18 protein-coding genes and 1 pseudogene are annotated in these 17745 nt (G+C 60.9%); 12 read left to right on the plus strand and 7 right to left on the minus strand.

Annotation, left to right across the window (positions count from 1 at the left end; genetic code table 11):
* Nucleotides 1–364: 364 nt before the first annotated feature.
* Nucleotides 365–520 carry a 50S ribosomal protein L33 gene (rpmG, locus tag GFU70_RS27815; protein ID WP_003177274.1) on the minus strand — a complete coding sequence of 52 codons (156 nt, stop codon included), beginning with the start codon at nt 518–520 and terminating at the stop codon, nt 365–367.
* 11 nt (nt 521–531) lie between these two features.
* Entirely contained in the window at nt 532–765 is a 234-nt protein-coding gene (rpmB, locus tag GFU70_RS27820; RefSeq protein ID WP_003177273.1) for a 50S ribosomal protein L28, read from the minus strand.
* Nucleotides 766–1202: 437 nt separating this feature from the next.
* Here rpmB and GFU70_RS27825 point away from each other — a divergent pair, with 437 nt between their 5' ends.
* The gene (locus GFU70_RS27825) at nt 1203–2789 is read left to right on the plus strand and encodes an ABC transporter substrate-binding protein (RefSeq protein WP_058543132.1); all 1587 of its coding nucleotides are present in this window, start codon (nt 1203–1205) and stop codon (nt 2787–2789) included.
* Nucleotides 2790–2858: 69 nt separating this feature from the next.
* Here GFU70_RS27825 and radC read toward each other — a convergent pair whose 3' ends face one another.
* A complete protein-coding gene (gene radC, locus GFU70_RS27830) occupies nt 2859–3533 on the minus strand; it encodes a RadC family protein (RefSeq protein ID WP_064106866.1) in 675 nt (224 codons plus the stop codon).
* A gap of 145 nt (nt 3534–3678) precedes the next feature.
* On the opposite strand from radC, the gene coaBC reads away from it, so the two are divergent.
* The 4 genes and pseudogenes from coaBC to argB all read left to right on the plus strand — a co-directional run bounded on the left by coaBC (nt 3679) and on the right by argB (nt 7937).
* Entirely contained in the window at nt 3679–4887 is a 1209-nt protein-coding gene (gene coaBC, locus GFU70_RS27835; RefSeq protein WP_153389078.1) for a bifunctional phosphopantothenoylcysteine decarboxylase/phosphopantothenate--cysteine ligase CoaBC, read from the plus strand.
* A gap of 4 nt (nt 4888–4891) precedes the next feature.
* Nucleotides 4892–5347, plus strand: a complete 456-nt coding sequence (gene dut / locus GFU70_RS27840) for a dUTP diphosphatase (RefSeq protein ID WP_003206867.1) — start codon at nt 4892–4894, stop codon at nt 5345–5347.
* Nucleotides 5348–5599: 252 nt separating this feature from the next.
* Nucleotides 5600–7003 (plus strand): annotated as a pseudogene (locus tag GFU70_RS27845) (phosphomannomutase/phosphoglucomutase); the annotation flags it as partial.
* 28 nt (nt 7004–7031) lie between these two features.
* Complete coding sequence (argB, locus tag GFU70_RS27850) at nt 7032–7937, plus strand: acetylglutamate kinase (RefSeq protein WP_003206871.1); 906 nt, start codon at nt 7032–7034, stop codon at nt 7935–7937.
* Nucleotides 7938–8400: 463 nt separating this feature from the next.
* Here argB and pyrE read toward each other — a convergent pair whose 3' ends face one another.
* A complete protein-coding gene (pyrE, locus tag GFU70_RS27855; protein WP_003206873.1) occupies nt 8401–9045 on the minus strand; it encodes an orotate phosphoribosyltransferase in 645 nt (214 codons plus the stop codon).
* Nucleotides 9046–9128: 83 nt separating this feature from the next.
* Between pyrE and GFU70_RS27860 the strand changes: the two genes are divergently transcribed.
* Nucleotides 9129–9908: an exodeoxyribonuclease III gene (locus GFU70_RS27860; RefSeq protein WP_013694557.1), complete on the plus strand. Its 780-nt coding sequence runs from the start codon at nt 9129–9131 to the stop codon at nt 9906–9908.
* Between the two features lie 110 nt (nt 9909–10018).
* On the opposite strand, the gene GFU70_RS27865 is transcribed toward GFU70_RS27860, so the two are convergent.
* Together GFU70_RS27865 and rph are read right to left on the minus strand one after the other, a co-directional pair.
* Nucleotides 10019–10387: a DUF4870 domain-containing protein gene (locus tag GFU70_RS27865; protein WP_058545766.1), complete on the minus strand. Its 369-nt coding sequence runs from the start codon at nt 10385–10387 to the stop codon at nt 10019–10021.
* Between the two features lie 31 nt (nt 10388–10418).
* Nucleotides 10419–11141 (minus strand): ribonuclease PH, encoded by a 723-nt coding sequence (gene rph, locus GFU70_RS27870; RefSeq protein ID WP_003177262.1) that lies wholly within the window; start codon nt 11139–11141, stop codon nt 10419–10421.
* 272 nt (nt 11142–11413) lie between these two features.
* Between rph and GFU70_RS27875 the strand changes: the two genes are divergently transcribed.
* From GFU70_RS27875 to GFU70_RS27900, 6 genes are all read left to right on the plus strand, one after another.
* Nucleotides 11414–12277, plus strand: a complete 864-nt coding sequence (locus tag GFU70_RS27875) for a YicC/YloC family endoribonuclease (protein ID WP_058545765.1) — start codon at nt 11414–11416, stop codon at nt 12275–12277.
* Between the two features lie 12 nt (nt 12278–12289).
* Entirely contained in the window at nt 12290–12910 is a 621-nt protein-coding gene (gene gmk, locus GFU70_RS27880; RefSeq protein ID WP_053126561.1) for a guanylate kinase, read from the plus strand.
* A gap of 167 nt (nt 12911–13077) precedes the next feature.
* Nucleotides 13078–13341 (plus strand): DNA-directed RNA polymerase subunit omega, encoded by a 264-nt coding sequence (gene rpoZ / locus GFU70_RS27885; RefSeq protein WP_003177259.1) that lies wholly within the window; start codon nt 13078–13080, stop codon nt 13339–13341.
* A gap of 57 nt (nt 13342–13398) precedes the next feature.
* Nucleotides 13399–15504 (plus strand): bifunctional GTP diphosphokinase/guanosine-3',5'-bis pyrophosphate 3'-pyrophosphohydrolase, encoded by a 2106-nt coding sequence (gene spoT / locus GFU70_RS27890; protein WP_058545764.1) that lies wholly within the window; start codon nt 13399–13401, stop codon nt 15502–15504.
* 40 nt (nt 15505–15544) lie between these two features.
* Nucleotides 15545–15925, plus strand: coding sequence for a RidA family protein (locus GFU70_RS27895; protein WP_003229509.1), 381 nt, complete (start codon nt 15545–15547; stop codon nt 15923–15925).
* Nucleotides 15926–15980: 55 nt separating this feature from the next.
* On the plus strand, nt 15981–16721 hold the full coding sequence (locus GFU70_RS27900; RefSeq protein ID WP_058545763.1) for a hypothetical protein: 741 nt from the start codon (nt 15981–15983) through the stop codon (nt 16719–16721).
* A gap of 154 nt (nt 16722–16875) precedes the next feature.
* Here the strand turns inward: GFU70_RS27900 and GFU70_RS27905 are convergent, their stop codons facing one another.
* Entirely contained in the window at nt 16876–17733 is an 858-nt protein-coding gene (locus GFU70_RS27905; protein ID WP_153389079.1) for an SDR family oxidoreductase, read from the minus strand.
* Nucleotides 17734–17745 lie beyond the last annotated feature (12 nt).

The raw sequence follows: 17745 nt of genomic DNA on the forward strand, positions 1-17745 counted from the left end.
CAGGTAATTCGCGCGACCTTCCTGCTTATGCCTGTCGGATCTACGTCACAGCGTTCCGTGCAAGTATTGGGCTTTGAAGATGTTGGCCTTCTTACCCCGCTGCGCCGCCTCTATCCGCTTCCTGTTCGTCAGGCCAGCATTTTGCCTCGGGCTTCCTTCAGATTCGCAGTCACCCGCGACACCCTTGCCTCTGGCTAACACTTCCCCTTGCCGGGTGTGTAGAGGACTTGCACCTCCAAGTCACCAGCGTGGCCACCACAGCCAAGCTGGTTGCGCTTACGCGCAACGCGCCATGCCTGGCGCACCAACAAAAAAGGCCCGTATCTCGCGATATGGGCCTTTTTCGTAAGAAGGGAAAAATCAATTACTTGATTTTGCCTTCCTTGTAGATCACGTGCTTGCGAACAACCGGATCATATTTCTTGATCTCGATTTTGTCCGGGGTAGTACGCTTGTTCTTGTCGGTAGTGTAGAAGTGACCAGTACCGGCGCTCGAGATCAAACGAATCAATTCACGCATGATTAGCTCCCTTAAACCTTGCCATCGCGACGAAGTTCGGCCAGCACGACACTGATGCCACGCTTGTCGATGATACGCATGCCCTTGGCAGATACGCGCAGACGCACAAAACGTTTCTCTTCTTCAACCCAGAAGCGGTGATGCTGCAGGTTCGGCAGGAAACGACGACGGGTTTTGTTGTTTGCGTGGGAAATGTTATTCCCAGTCACCGGACCCTTACCGGTAACTTGACAGACTCTCGACATGCCTCAGCCCTCTAAAACCACATGCCCAACCCGGCATGGGTTGGCCGCTTAATCTCTCAGTCATTTGGCGCCAGGCGCCGCGTTTCTTTAAGGGTCTTACCGGCTACACCTACAGTGAAGGAACCGGGCCCCTAGAAAAGAGCGCTGCTTTATACCAGAAAGACCACAGTGCAACAACAGCCGATGTGATTTGTCTTCATGGCCAATCATCGACCAACCGCCCCGGACGGCGGGCGCAAAGGCTGGCGCAGCCCCTTACCGCTCGTCGCTGCATGCAGGTTTTTTTCACCCGCGGCGTTTTCCAGCCCATCAACGCACCGACGCAGAGTGCCGGAAAATGCAAAAAGGGGATAGTCATTTAGCGGCGAGCCCACTAGGGTAGGCCTTTTCCAGACTGCACTCGCAGATGGGCCTTCGACTTGCACAGGAAACCGACCATGCGCCTCGCTGCCCTACCATTGTTGCTCGCCCCTCTGCTGATCAGCCCGCAGGCCTTGGCCGCCGCCCTGAGCGTCTGTACCGAAGCCAGCCCGGAAGGGTTCGATGTCGTCCAGTACAACTCCCTGACGACCACCAACGCCTCCGCCGACGTGCTGATGAACCGCCTGGTGGACTTCGATACCGCCAGTGGCAAAGTGGTCCCAAGCCTGGCCGAGCGCTGGGAAGTCTCCACCGATGGCCTGACCTATGTGTTCAAGCTGCGGCCACAGGTCAAGTTCCACCGCACCGACTACTTCACGCCGCGCCGCGACCTGACCGCCGAGGACGTGAAGTTCAGCTTCGAGCGCATGCTAGACCCTGCGACCCCATGGCACAAGGTTGCGCAGAGTGGCTTCCCCCATGCCCAGTCCATGCAATTGCCGGCGCTGATCAAGAAAATCGACGCGCTGGACCCACTGACCGTGCGCTTCACCCTCGATCACGCCGACTCGACCTTTTTGGCGACGTTGAGCATGGGCTTTGCCTCCATCTATTCGGCCGAATACGCCGATCAATTGATGAAGGCCGGCACGCCGGAAAAACTCAACAACCAGCCGATCGGCACCGGCCCGTTCATTTTCAACCGGTTCCAGAAAGATGCTTCGATTCGCTACAAGGCCAACGCTGATTATTTTGGCGGCAAGCCCCAAGTGGATCCCTTGATCTTCGCCATCACGCCGGACGCCAACGTACGCCTGCAGAAACTGCGCCGCAACGAATGCCAGATCGCCCTGTCGCCCAAGCCGCTGGACGTACAAGCCGCCAAGCAAGAACCTACGCTGAAAGTCGAGCAGACCGACGCCTTCATGACCGCGTTCGTGGCGATCAACAGCCAGCATCCGCCACTGGACAAGCCTGAGGTGCGCCAAGCCATCAACCTGGCCTTCGACAAGGCCAGCTACCTCAAGACCGTCTTCGAAGGCACCGCCGAAGCCGCCAACGGCCCCTACCCGCCCAACACCTGGAGCTACGCCAAAAACCTGCCCGGCTACGCCCATGACCCGGCAAAGGCCCGTGACCTGCTGGCCAAGGCCGGTTTGAAGGAAGGCTTCCAGACCACCATCTGGACCCGCCCTTCCGGCAGCCTGCTGAACCCCAACCCCAGTGCCGGCGCACAGCTGCTGCAGTCCGACCTGGCGCAAATCGGCATCCAGGCCGAGATCCGGGTGATCGAATGGGGCGAGTTGATCCGTCGCGCCAAGGCCGGCGAACATGACCTGCTGTTCATGGGTTGGGCGGGCGACAACGGCGATCCGGACAACTTTCTCACGCCACAATTTTCCTGCGCGGCGGTCAAGTCCGGCACCAACTTCGCCCGCTACTGCAACCCCGACCTGGACAAACTGATCACCGCCGGCAAGACCACTGGCGAACAAGGTGTGCGTACCAAGCTCTATGAGCAGGCCCAGGCCCAGATCCAGCAGCAGGCCCTGTGGCTACCCCTGGCCCACCCGACCGCGTTCGTCCTGACCCGCAAGGATGTGCAGGGTTATTCGGTCAGCCCGTTTGGGCGCCAGGACTATTCGAAAGTCAGCATCAAGTAACCCCTGCCCCACAGTCCCCCTCTTGTGGGAGCTTTGCTCCCACAAGGGATTATTCAAGCCTGGCCCTGCCTACATCCACCCACACTCCGCCATCGACAGCGGCTCCCCATCGCCAACGATGAAATGATCGAGCACCCGCACATCGATCAGCTCCAGCGCCTCCCGAAGCCGCTCGGTGAGCACCCGATCGGCCTGGCTGGGCTCGGAGTTACCGGAGGGGTGGTTGTGGCACAGGATCAGCGCGGCGGCGTTATGGGCCAAGGCCCTTTTGACCACCTGCCGGGGATGAACACTGGCGCTGTCGATGGAGCCGCGAAACAGCGCCTCGAAGGCCAACACCTGGTGCTTGGAGTTGAGAAACAGGCAACCGAACACTTCGTGGGGCTCGTGGCGCAGCATCGATTTCAAGTACTCACGCACCACGAATGGGCTTTCCAGCGAGGTCTTTTCCCGGGCTCGTTCAGCCAAATGCCGACGGCTCATTTCCTGAGCCGCCTGCAGTTGGGCAAACTTCGCCGGCCCGAGCCCCATATGGTTGCTGAATGTGATCTGATCGGCCTCAAGCAGTGCGCGCAGGCTGCCAAATTGAATCAATAGTTGTCGTGCCAGATCCACCGCACTTTTGCCCGACACGCCGGTTCGTAAAAAAATCGCCAGCAGCTCGGCGTCCGACAGACTCCCCGCCCCCAGCGCCAATAACCTCTCCCGCGGCCGCTCGGCTGCGGGCCAATCGCGAATACTCATGGCATCTCCCTGATTGTGGGCGCCGCTGTTCCGTAGCGGTCGCTGTGATATCGTAGCCCATCTTTTTTGCAGGCGATTTGCACCCTGGCAGGCTGTTGCCAAGGGGTTCGCCTTGCACTGACCACTGAAATCGAAAGGCAGGCCTATGCAGCGGCTGTATCGGAAACGCATCGTTCTGGGCGTCGGCGGCGGCATTGCCGCCTACAAGAGCGCCGAGCTGGTTCGCAGGCTTATCGACCAGGGCGCGGAAGTACGGGTCGTCATGACCCGCGGTGGCAGCGAGTTCATTACTCCGCTGACCATGCAAGCCCTGTCCGGGCACCCGGTCCATCTGGATTTGCTCGACCCGGCGGCAGAAGCCGCCATGGGTCATATCGAACTGGCCAAATGGGCCGACCTGGTGCTGATCGCCCCGGCTACGGCCGACCTGATGGCCCGCCTGGCCCAAGGCATCGCCGACGACCTGCTGACCACTCTGGTGCTCGCCACCGACGCTGTGGTCGCCGTGGCACCGGCCATGAACCAGGCCATGTGGCGCGACCCGGCCACCCAGGCCAACCTGCAATTGCTGGAAAGCCGCGCCCTGAAAGTCTTCGGCCCGGCCTCCGGCAGCCAGGCCTGCGGCGATGTCGGCATGGGCCGCATGCTCGAAGCCACTGACCTGGCCCAGTGCGCCGCCGACTGCTTCCAGCGCCAGGCGCTGACCGGCAAGCACGTGCTGATCACCGCCGGACCGACCCAGGAAAACATCGACCCGGTGCGCTACATCACCAACCACAGCTCCGGGAAAATGGGCTTCGCCCTGGCCGAAGCCGCCGTGGAAGCCGGCGCCCGGGTGACGCTGATCACCGGCCCCGTACACTTGCCAACGCCGGACCGGGTCACGCGCATCGACGTGGTCAGCGCCCGGGACATGCTCGCAGCCTGCGAAGCAGCCATCCCCTGCGACCTGTTCATCGCCTCGGCGGCGGTGGCGGACTACCGTCCCGAAGTCGTTGCCCCGCAAAAATTGAAGAAAGACCCTACAAGCGGCGACGGCCTGCTACTGCAAATGGTGCGCAACCCGGACATCCTGGCCAGCATCGCCACCCGCCCCGACCGCCCGTTCAGTGTCGGCTTCGCCGCCGAGACCGAACACCTGCTCGATTACGCCGCACGCAAGCTCAAGGACAAGAACCTCGACTTGATCGTCGCCAACGACGTGGCCAACCCGAGCATCGGCTTCAACAGCGAAGAAAACGCCTGCAGCGTGATCGACCGCCAGTTGCACGCCACACTTTTCGCCCAGACCAGCAAGAGCAAGATTGCCCGCCAGCTGATCACCTTTATCGCCGAACGTCTGAACCAGGTTTAATGTCATGCACGCCCTACAAGCCAAAATCCTCGATCCACGCATCGGCAACGAATTCCCGCTGCCGCAATACGCCACACCGGGCTCCGCCGGCCTCGACCTGCGGGCGATGCTCAAGCAGGACACGATCCTGGAGCCGGGCCAGACCCTGCTGATCCCTACCGGCCTGTCGGTGTACATCGGCGACCCGGGCCTGGCCGCGCTGATCCTGCCTCGCTCGGGCCTGGGCCACAAGCACGGCATCGTGCTGGGCAACCTGGTGGGCCTGATCGACTCCGATTACCAAGGCGAACTGATGGTGTCGTGCTGGAACCGCGGCCAAACGGCCTTCAACATAGCCGTGGGCGAACGCATCGCGCAGTTGGTGCTGGTGCCGGTGGTCCAGGCCCACTTCGAACTGGTCGAAGAATTCGACGAAAGCCAGCGCGGCGCAGGTGGTTTCGGGCATTCCGGCAGCCATTGACCGGTGGTTTTCGGGCCGGGCGTCCTGCCTGGCCTGTTTGTGAAGCTTGTGTTTCAGGACAAAAAATGCGCAATGGCTTTCTGCTAGGTTTCCCATCCGGAATCAATGTATTAGGCGACCGAGGCCGGGATAACGCTGTCTCATGGCACTTTCCCACCACGAACTCTCTGTCAAAAACGCCGTCATACCCTTCAGCTTGAGCCTGCCGACGCTAACCGTCGGCCTGTCCAGTCACCTTCCAGATAGAGCGCCCCGCCCATGAACACCCCAGCCGCAATCGCCCCGATCTTCCCTGAAAGCATCTTCCGCGCCTACGACATCCGTGGCGTGGTACCGGAAACCCTCACCGCCGAAACCGCCTACTGGATCGGTCGCGCCATTGGCTCCCAGAGCCTGGCCCAGGGTGAACCGAATGTGTGCGTCGGCCGTGATGGCCGTTTGTCGGGCCCTGAGCTGGTCGAACAACTGATCAAAGGCGTTGCCGACAGCGGCTGCCACGTCAGCGACGTAGGCCTGGTGCCGACCCCGGCGCTGTACTACGCCGCCAACGTGTTGGCCGGCAAGTCCGGGGTGATGCTCACCGGCAGCCACAACCCGTCGAACTACAACGGCTTCAAGATCGTCATCGCCGGCGACACCCTCGCCAACGAGCAGATCCAGGCCCTGCACACCCGCCTCAAGACCAACGACCTGAGCAGCGGCCAGGGCAGCGTGACCAAGGTCGATATCCTCGAGCGCTACAACGACGAGATCGTCAAGGACGTGAAACTCGCCCGACGCCTGAAAGTGGTGGTCGATTGCGGCAACGGCGCGGCTGGCGTGATCGCCCCACAACTGATCGAAGCCCTGAACTGCGAAGTCATCCCGCTGTTCTGCGACGTGGACGGCAACTTCCCCAACCACCACCCGGACCCGGGCAAGCTGGAAAACCTCGAAGACCTGATCGCCAAGGTCAAGGAAACCAACGCCGACCTGGGCCTGGCCTTCGACGGCGACGGCGACCGCGTGGGCGTGGTGACCAATACCGGCAGCGTGGTGTTCCCCGACCGCCTGCTGATGCTGTTCGCCAAGGACGTGGTGGCGCGTAACCCGGATGCCGAAATCATCTTCGACGTCAAATGCACCCGTCGCCTGGTGCCGCTGATCAAGGAATACGGTGGCCGTCCATTGATGTGGAAAACCGGTCATTCGTTGATCAAGAAGAAAATGAAACAGAGCGGCGCCCTGCTGGCCGGCGAAATGAGCGGCCACATCTTCTTCAAGGAACGCTGGTTCGGTTTTGACGACGGCATCTACAGCGCCGCGCGCCTGCTGGAAATCCTCAGCAAGGAGAAATCCACGGCCGAAGAGCTGTTCGCAACCTTCCCGAACGATATTTCTACGCCAGAAATCAATATCCATGTGACCGAAGAGAGCAAATTCAGCATCATTGATGCACTGCACGACGCTCAATGGGGCGAAGGCGCCGAACTGACCACCATCGATGGTGTGCGGGTCGACTATCCCCATGGCTGGGGCCTGGTTCGCGCATCCAACACCACACCGGTGCTGGTACTGCGTTTCGAGGCCGACAACGAGGCCGAGTTGCAGCGCATCAAGGATGTGTTCCACACCCAACTCAAACGTGTTGCACCTGATCTCCAACTACCGTTTTGATTTTTTTCAAGCACCACCGGAGCCCTGAATGACCCTCGAACGCGAAGCCGCCGCCAACACCGCCAAGGTCCTGTCCGAAGCGTTGCCTTATATCCGACGCTACGTCGGCAAGACCCTGGTGATCAAATATGGCGGCAACGCGATGGAAAGCGAGGAGCTGAAAACCGGCTTCGCCCGTGACATCGTGCTGATGAAGGCCGTGGGCATCAACCCGGTGGTCGTACACGGTGGTGGCCCGCAAATCGGTGACTTGCTCAAGCGCCTGTCGATCGAAAGCCACTTCATCGATGGCATGCGTGTCACCGACGCGCAGACCATGGATGTGGTGGAAATGGTCCTGGGCGGCCAGGTCAACAAGGACATCGTCAACCTGATCAACCGCCATGGCGGCAGCGCCATCGGCCTGACAGGCAAGGACGCCGAGCTGATCCGGGCGAAAAAGCTCACCGTCACTCGCCAGACACCGGAAATGACCCAGCCGGAAATCATCGACATCGGTCATGTGGGCGAAGTGGTCGGCATCAACACCGACCTGCTGAACCTGCTGGTCAAGGGCGACTTCATCCCGGTCATCGCGCCCATCGGCGTGGGCGCCAATGGCGAGTCGTACAACATCAACGCCGACCTAGTGGCCGGCAAGGTTGCCGAGGCACTGAAAGCTGAAAAGCTGATGCTGCTGACCAACATCGCCGGCCTGATGGACAAGTCGGGCAAGGTCCTGACCGGCCTGTCGACCCAACAGGTCGATGACCTGATCGCCGACGGCACCATCTACGGCGGCATGCTGCCGAAGATTCGTTGCGCACTGGAAGCGGTACAAGGCGGCGTCGGCAGCTCGCTGATCATCGACGGACGGGTGCCGAATGCGATCCTGCTGGAGATCTTCACCGACACTGGCGTGGGTACGTTGATCAGCAATCGCAAGCGTCCTTAAGCGACACCTATAAAAAAGACCCCGCTCAACCTGGTTGGGCGGGGTCTTTTTTACACCTCTTTTTCAGATGATGCTTTTGTGGCGAGGGAGCTGCCGCCGCGTCTTCGACGCTGCGCTGTCGCGCAGTGAACTGGTCTTGTGGCGAGGGGATTTATCCCCGCTGCGCAGCCCAGCGGGGCGGTGCGACGTTTCGCTAAATCCCCTCGCCACACGGGAATAGCGGTCCAACTGAGCCACATTGCAGCTTGTTGAAAAGTACTTCAAAAACATGGGGTTGTAATTTGTTCCATGAGAGCTTGCTCCCGCTGGGCTTTTGTAGGAGCTGGCGAAGCCTGCGATCTTTTGATCTTTCGCTTGGGATTCAAGTGGCCGGGGAAAGATCGCAGCCTCGTTGCACTCGACAGCTCCTACAGGCCCAGCGGGAGCAAGCTCCCTCGCCACAAGATCAAAATCAGCGGGCTTCTTAGACGCCGAACTGCGCCCGATAAGCCTCAACCGCCGGCAAATGCTGCTTGAGCTGCGGATCGTCGGCCAAAAACTCCAGCACCTGGTTCAGCGACACAATGCTGATCACCGGGATGCCGAAGTCGCGCTCCACTTCCTGGATCGCCGACAACTCACCGTTACCGCGCTCCTGGCGGTTCAGGGCAATCAGCACGCCAGCGGCCTTGGCGCCTTCCTGGGAACCGATGATCTGCATCACTTCACGAATGGCAGTGCCGGCGGTGATGACGTCGTCGATGATCAATACGTCGCCGGTCAGCGGCGCGCCCACCAGGCTACCGCCTTCGCCATGGGCCTTGGCTTCCTTGCGGTTGAAGCACCAAGGCAAGTCGCGGCCGTGGTGTTCGGCCAGGGCGACGGCGGTGGTGGCGGCCAGCGGGATGCCTTTGTAGGCCGGGCCGAACAGCACGTCGAACGGGATGCCACTCTCGACGATGGCTGCCGCATAGAAACGACCCAGTTGCGCCAGGGCGGAACCGGTGTTGAACAGGCCGGCATTGAAGAAGTACGGGCTGGTGCGCCCGGACTTGAGGGTGAACTCACCGAAGCGCAAAACGCCGCGATCGATGGCAAAGCGAATGAAATCGCGCTGATACGCCTGCATGAAAAAAAGCCTCAAATACCGCGGATTTAGCTAAATAGGTACACGGCGTGTATCATACACGCACGTGATTTTTGGGGCCATTTATGCGGATCATCAGTGTGAACGTCAATGGTATTCAGGCTGCAGTCGAGCGTGGTTTGCTCAGTTGGCTGCAAGCACAGAATGCCGACGTCATCTGCCTGCAGGACACCCGCGCCTCCGCCTTTGAACTGGACGATGCAGCCTTCCAACTGGATGGTTACTTCCTTTATGCCTGCGATGCCGAAGTCCCCGCCCAGGGTGGCGTGGCTTTGTACTCGCGGCTGCAACCGAAGGCTGTCATCAACGGTCTCGGTTTCGAGACGGCGGACCGCTACGGGCGCTACCTGCAAGCCGATTTCGACAAGGTCAGCATCGCGACCTTACTGCTCCCTTCGGGGCAGAACGGCGATGAAGATTTGAATCAGAAATTCAAGTTGATGGACGACTTCGCCCGTTACCTGGATAAACAGCGGCGCAAACGTCGCGAGTACATCTATTGTGGCTCGCTGTACGTGGCGCAACAGAAGCTGGATATCAAGAACTGGCGCGACAGCCAACAATCTCCTGGCTTCCTGGCACCGGAACGGGCCTGGATGGACGAGATCATTGGCAACATGGGTTATGTCGACGCCCTGCGTGAAGTCAGCCGTGAAGGTGACCAATACAGCTGGTGGCCGGACAACGAACAGGCCGAAATGCTCAACCTCGGTTGGCGTTTCGACTACCAGTTGCTGACGCCTGGGCTGCGCCGTTTCGTACGCAGCGCCCGCCTGCCGCGTCAGCCACGGTTCTCGCAGCACGCGCCGCTGATCGTGGATTACGACTGGACGTTGACCATCTAAGCACCGTTTGTACCTACAAAAAAACCGACAGTGATGTCGGTTTTTTTATGTCGCTGAAAAACCACTGTGGGAGCAAGCTCGCTCCCACAGGGACAGGTCTTTACTGGTCGTTATTTGACCAAGCGCCAGGTAAACGGATACCTATACGGCAGCCCTTCATTGGCCTTCACGCCGCCAATAATGGTCAGCACCAGCGCACCGATGGCCACCAGGCCGAACAGGAAGAAGCCGATCACCACGACCATCAGCAACAGGCAGATCGCCGAGGCAATCGCCACGGTAATCTGGAAGTTCAGCGCTTCCTTGCCCTGGGCATCGATGAACGGGTCGGATTCACGCTTGAGCTGCCAGAGCACGAGCGGCCCGATCAGGGTGCCGAACGGAATCCAGATCCCCAACAAGGCGGACAGGTGACAAAACATTGCCCATTGACGCGCCTCTTTGCTCGGCTGGGGCAGCAGGATTTGCTCATCACTCATGACGCTCTCCTTGTCTTGAAACGGGGATCGATCAGTCAGCCAAGGCGGCCTTTTGCAGTTCGAATATCTCGTTCATGCCTTTCTTCGCCAACTCCAGCATAGCGTTCAATTCTTCCGGCTGGAACGGCGCGCCCTCGGCAGTACCCTGGACTTCGATAAAACCACCGGCACTGGTCATGACCACGTTCAGGTCGGTCTCGGCGGCGGAATCTTCCAGGTAATCCAGGTCCAGCACCGGCTCGCCCTGGTACATGCCCACGGACACCGCGGCGATCATTTGCTTGAGCGGGTCGCCGCCCTTGAGGCCGCCGCGCTTCTTGATCACTTTCAAGGCATCGACCAGTGCGACCATGGCTCCGGTAATGGACGCGGTACGGGTGCCGCCGTCAGCCTGGATCACATCGCAATCGACATACAGCGTCACGTCGCCCAACTTGGACATGTCCAGCGCGGCACGCAGCGAACGGCCGATCAAACGTTGGATTTCCAGGGTACGGCCGCCCTGCTTGCCACGGCTGGCCTCACGTTGATTGCGCTCACCAGTGGCGCGCGGCAGCATGCCGTATTCAGCGGTCAGCCAGCCTTGACCCTGGCCCTTGAGGAACCGTGGCACGCCGTTTTCGACGCTGACCGTGCAGATGACTTTGGTATCACCGAATTCGACCAGTACAGATCCCTCGGCGTGTTTGGTGTAGTTGCGGGTAATGCGGATCGAGCGAAGCTGATCGGCAGCGCGACCACTTGGACGTTTCATAGGGAATACCTGTACAGAGGACGGAAAACTGCCGAGCATTATAGAGCCGTGAATCGTCAGAGGGCAGTTAAACGTAGCGCCGCAAGAAAAGCCGGCGCAAGCGAAGCCGCGCAAAGCCCCGCCCGACGGGCTGCTGCGCTTTGTCGCAAGCGCGGTTGGGGCATACGCCTCACTGCGCTACAATCCTGCGCCTTTGCTGCCCTTGGGCTTTTAATTTACAGATCCCAGGCCCGCGACCACCGTCGTGCCGGCCTGCATTGCGAGGAACCTCCATGGTGCACAGCATGACCGCCTTCGCCCGCGTCGAAAAAGCCGGGGCCCAAGGCACGCTGAGCTGGGAACTGCGCTCGGTCAACAGCCGCTACCTGGAGCCGCACCTGCGCCTGCCCGAGTCTTTCCGCGACCTGGAAGGCGGCGTGCGCGAAGCACTGCGCCAGGGCCTGTCCCGGGGCAAGCTGGAATGCACCCTGCGCTTCACCGAAGAAAGCACCGGCAAGACGCTTCAGGTAGACCGCGAACGCGCCGCGCAACTGGTCGCCGCCGCCGAAACCGTCGCCAGCCTTATCAAGAACCCCGCCGCCCTGAACCCACTGGAAGTCCTGGCCTGGCCCGGCGTGCTGGTGGGGGACGCGAATGACCCGCAGGCGCTGAACGCCGAGGCGATGGCGCTGTTCAATGAAGGTCTCAAAGAACTCAAGGCCGGCCGCGAGCGCGAAGGTGCGGAGCTGGCCCGGCTGATCAACGAGCGCCTGACCTCCATTGAAGAAGACGTCAGCACCCTGCGCGAACTGGTCCCGCAGATGCTCGCCACCCAGCGCCAGAAAATCCTCGACCGCTTCACCGACATGAAGGCCGAGCTGGATCCGCAACGCCTGGAACAGGAAATGGTCATGCTCGCGCAAAAGAGCGACGTGGCCGAAGAACTGGATCGCCTGAGCACCCACATCATCGAAGTTCGCCGGGTGCTCAAGTCCGGCGGTGCGGCCGGTCGCCGCCTGGACTTCCTGATGCAGGAACTCAACCGCGAAGCCAACACACTGGGCTCCAAGGCCTTCGACCCGCGCAGCACCCAGGCGGCGGTCAACCTCAAGGTGTTGATCGAACAAATGCGTGAACAAGTGCAGAACATTGAGTAAGGCTAACCCGACATGACCCACAGCACCGGCACTCTCTACATCATTTCCGCGCCCTCGGGCGCCGGCAAGACCAGCCTGGTCAAGGCGCTGATCGACGCCGAGCCGCAGATCCGCGTCTCGGTCTCGCACACCACCCGCGCCATGCGCCCGGGCGAAGTGAACGGCGTGAACTATCACTTCGTCGACCGCGAAGAGTTCGTGAAGATGGCTGAGCATGGTGATTTCCTGGAGCGTGCCGAAGTCTTCGGCAACCTCTATGGCACTTCGCAAAGCTATCTGCAGCAGACCCTGGACGAAGGCCACGACCTGATCCTGGAAATCGACTGGCAAGGCGCCGAGCAGGTGCGCAAGCTGATGCCCCAGGCCCGTTCGATCTTCATCCTCCCGCCAAGCCAGCAAGCCTTGCGCCAGCGCCTGACCAACCGTGGCCAGGACAGTGACGAAATCATTGAAGGCCGGATGCGCGAAGCGGTCAGCGAAATGAGTCACTACGTCGACTATGATTACCTGATCATCAACGACGATTTCGCCCACGCGCTGGACGACCTGAAGGCGATTTTCCGCGCCAGCCAGCTGCAGCAGAAACGCCAACAGCAACGTTTCGGCAAATTATTGGCCGAATTGCTGGGCTGAACAGCCCTTCCCAAAACCGCTGCGACGGCTTTACATTGGTACTCGCAGCGCGCCGAGGGGCTTGGTCAAAAAATCAGCGCTTCCCTAAACGCTGGTGTTTTTTTAAACTGTCGAGTCCGCTCGCCCAACCGGGCAGCGCGCATATTGCATTCGCTCCGAGGAATACCATGGCCCGCGTAACCGTTGAAGACTGCCTAGAACACGTGGAAAACCGCTTTGAGCTGGTCATGCTCTCTACCAAGCGTGCCCGTCAACTGGCCACCGGCGGCAAAGAGCCATTGGTCCAGTGGGAAAACGACAAGCCTACCGTAGTAGCGCTGCGTGAAATCGCCGAAGGCCTGATGAGCTACGAGTTCATCGCCAACGCTGAAATCGTCGAAGACGAACCGCTGTTCGCAGCGTTCGAGGACGAGTCCAACGAGGCGGTCTAAGCCTATGCCTGGTCGACGTAGCACGGCGCGGGGTCACAGCAAACGGCAGGAGTCATCATGCCGAGCATAGACGCCCTCGCCGATCGCTTATCGGCCTACCTCGGCACGGACCAGGTCAACCTGGTCCGCCGAGCCTATTTCTACGCCGAACAAGCCCACGACGGCCAGCGCCGCCGCAGCGGCGAGGCGTACGTCACGCACCCCCTTGCGGTGGCGAATATTCTTGCCGACATGCACATGGACCATCAGAGCCTGATGGCTGCGATGCTGCATGACGTGATCGAAGACACCGGCATTGCCAAGGAAGCGCTGCAAGCGCAGTTCGGCGAAACCGTGGCCGAACTGGTCGACGGGGTCAGCAAGCTGACCCAGATGAACTTCGAGACCAAGGCCGAGGCCCAGGCCGAGAACTTCCAGAAAATGGCCATGGCCATGGCCCGCGACATCCGCGTGATCCTGGTCAAGCTCGCCGACCGCCTGCACAACATGCGCACCCTGGAAGTACTCTCCGGCGAAAAACGTCGGCGCATCGCCAAGGAAACCCTGGAAATCTACGCGCCCATCGCCAACCGCCTGGGCATGCACGCGATCCGCATCGAGTTCGAAGACCTGGGCTTCAAGGCCATGCACCCGATGCGTTCGGCGCGGATCAACCAGGCCGTCAAACGCGCCCGGGGCAACCGCAAGGAAATCGTCAACAAGATCGAAGAGTCCCTGAGCCACTGCCTGGCTATCGACGGCATCGACGGCGAAGTCAGCGGGCGGCAGAAACACCTCTACGGCATCTACAAGAAAATGCGCGGCAAGCGTCGGGCCTTCAACGAAATCATGGACGTCTACGCGTTCCGGATCATCGTCGACAAGGTCGATACCTGCTACCGCGTGCTGGGCGCTGTACATAATTTGTACAAACCATTGCCGGGGCGCTTCAAGGATTACATTGCGATTCCCAAGGCCAACGGCTATCAATCGCTGCACACCACGTTGTTCGGCATGCACGGCGTACCGATCGAAATCCAGATCCGCACCCGTGAAATGGAAGAGATGGCCAACAACGGCATCGCCGCCCATTGGCTCTACAAATCCAGCGGCGACGAACAACCCAAGAGCACCCACGCCCGGGCCCGGCAGTGGGTCAAGGGTGTGCTGGAAATGCAGCAGCGCGCCGGCAACTCCCTGGAATTCATCGAGAGCGTGAAGATCGACCTGTTTCCGGACGAGGTCTACGTCTTCACGCCCAAGGGCCGGATCATGGAGCTGCCCAAAGGCTCCACGGCCGTGGACTTTGCCTATGCGGTGCACACCGACGTCGGCAACAGCTGCATCGCCTGTCGCATCAACCGTCGCCTGGCACCGTTGTCCGAACCGCTGCAAAGCGGTTCCACGGTGGAAATCGTCAGCGCTCCGGGCGCACGGCCCAATCCGGCGTGGCTCAATTTCGTGGTCACGGGCAAGGCCCGCACACACATCCGGCACGCCTTGAAACTGCAACGCCGCTCCGAATCCATCAGCCTCGGCGAACGCCTGCTGAACAAGGTGCTGAACGGTTTCGACAGCTCGCTGGACAAGATCCCGGCCGAACGTGTGCAGGTAATGCTCCACGAATACCGCCTCGAACTGATCGAAGACCTGCTCGAAGACATCGGGCTGGGCAATCGCATGGCATATGTCGTCGCCCGCCGCCTGCTCGGCGAAGGCGAACAATTGCCAAGCCCCGAAGGCCCGCTGGCGATTCGCGGCACCGAAGGCCTGGTGCTCAGCTATGCCAAGTGCTGCACGCCGATCCCGGGCGACCCGATTGTCGGCCACCTGTCCGCAGGCAAGGGGATGGTGGTGCACCTGGACAACTGCCGCAACATCAGTGAAATCCGCCACAACCCGGAAAAATGCATCCAGCTCTCCTGGGCCAAGGATGTCACCGGCGAATTCAACGTCGAGCTGCGGGTCGAGCTGGAGCACCAGCGTGGCCTGATCGCCCTGCTGGCCAGCAGCGTCAACGCCGCCGACGGCAATATCGAAAAAATCAGCATGGACGAACGCGATGGCCGCATCAGCGTCGTCCAATTGGTGGTCAGCGTGCACGACCGTGTGCACCTGGCCCGCGTGATCAAGAAACTGCGCGCCCTGACCGGCGTCATCCGCATCACCCGCATGCGCGCATAGCTCCTCAAATAGCCCCCCTATTCCTTACAAGGAGTCATCAATGACCAAGACCGTTATCACCAGCGACAAGGCCCCGGCCGCCATCGGTACCTATTCCCAGGCGATCAAGGCCGGCAACACCGTGTACATGTCCGGCCAGATCCCACTGGACCCCAAGACCATGGAACTGGTTGAAGGCTTCGAAGCCCAGACCGTGCAGGTGTTCGAAAACCTCAAGGCCGTGGCCGAAGCTGCCGGTGGCTCGTTCAAGGACATCGTCAAGCTCAACATCTTCCTCACCGACTTGAGCCACTTCGCCAAGGTCAACGAGATCATGGGCAAGTACTTCGACCAGCCTTACCCTGCCCGCGCCGCCATTGGCGTGGCCGCCCTGCCAAAGGGTTCGCAGGTCGAGATGGATGCCATCCTGGTCATCGAGTAAACAGGTCGGCGCAGCGTCCCCCGCTGCGCCGTTTTCGTTTTGAAAGGATTCCACCATGCGCAAAGCGCTTGCTCTCCCCCTGCTCGCCCTCCTGCTGGCCGGCTGCGCCAGCGACCCTGCCGACCGTGACATCAGCGGTACCTGGATCAACCAGGCCGCCATCGACGCTGCCGCCAAGGGTGGCCCGCTTCGCGAGGCATTGCAGGGCTATGGCCCGAACCTGGAATGGGACGTCAACACCCGGGCCGGCCAGGCGCGCTACACCAACGGCTTTGAAAACGTCGAAGGCAAATTGCTGGGCGAAGAAGACGGCACCTGGAAAGTCGATTTCTACGGCAGCTCCGCCAGCGAACTCAAGCGCGACGGCGACCAGTTGAGCCAGGCCGCCACCGAGAACGAACCGCAGCAGGTGTTCGATCGCGCACAAGTCCAGGTACCGGAAGGCGCGCCCATCGGCGCCAGTTTCGAGCGCGCGCTGTATGCCGCCTACCTTGGCGGCACCTGGAACATCGCCAGCGGCCCCGGCCAGGGCGCGACCGTGCAATTCCAGCCCGACGGCCAGGTCAGCGGCCTGCCGGGGGCCGATCGCTACGCCTTGTGCCTGGCCGGCGATTGCGCCTCCATGAGCGGTGGCAACGACAACATCTGGCTGCAGCAGAACGGCCAGGGCAATCCCTGGATCTTTACCCGCGACGGCAAGAAGCTGGAAATCTTCCAGACCGTCAACGCGGCGCTGGCCGATGAAATGCCGTCGTTCACGCCGGGTGATCGTAAGTGGGTACTTGAAAAGCAGTAGTGCGAATACCCTGTAGGAGTGGACCTGTGGGAGCAAAGCTTGCTCGCGATAGCGGTTCTACAGCCAACAGAAATGTTGTATGTGGCGACGTCATCGCGAGCAAGCTTTGCTCCCACAGGCCCGTTCCCACAGTTTGCTTTGGGCTGACCGTCAGTCAGCAGCGCCCTTCCAGAATCGCTGCATACCCCTCGCGAAAACTCGGATAACGCGGCGTCCAGCCCAAGGCCTTCGCCCGGGCATTGCTGCAGCGCTTGCTGCCGGCACGCCGCACGCTGGCGTCTTCGGCCCACTGGGTGACGCCCATGTATTCACGCAACCAGCCCACCACCTCGGCCAGCGGCGCAGGGGCGTCGTCGACGCCGATGTAGCAATCGTCCAGCACCCGGCCCTGGCGATCGGCCTCCAGCAGGAACGCCAGCAAGCCGGCCGCATCGTCGGCGTGGATGCGATTGGCGTAGAGCGGCGGGTCGATCACGACGCGATACCCTTGGCGCACCTGGCTCAGCAACCACTCTCGACCCGGCCCATAGATACCGGTCAGGCGCACGCGGCTGGCCGGGATGCCGCTGTCCAGGGCCACTTGCTCGGCTTCGAGCATCAGCCGACCGGAATACCCGCCGGCCACGGTTGGCGAGGCTTCATCCACCCATTCGCCCTGCTGTTGCCCATAAACACTGCTGCTGGACACAAAAAGCAGACGCTTGGGCTGCTGCCCATGCTGCTTCAACCAGCTCAACACATGCTGCAACCCCTCGACATAAGCTGTGCGATAACCCGCTTCGTCATGGTCGGTGGCGGCAGCGCTGTACACCAGGTAATCCAGCGAATCGGTGGGCCAGTCGGTAGGACATTGCTCGCTGAACAAATCCCCCGCCACCCCGATGACGCCCGCCGGCAGGTTCGAAACCGTGCGCCGCAGGCCATGGACTTGCCAATGTTCGGCCACTAACCGGCTGGCCAGGCGGCCGCCGATATCACCGCAACCGGCGATCAAAACAGAAGGCGCGGACATCAAAAACTCCTC

This window comes from Pseudomonas brassicacearum (genome assembly GCF_009601685.2).
Lineage (GTDB): Bacteria > Pseudomonadota > Gammaproteobacteria > Pseudomonadales > Pseudomonadaceae > Aquipseudomonas > Aquipseudomonas kilonensis_B.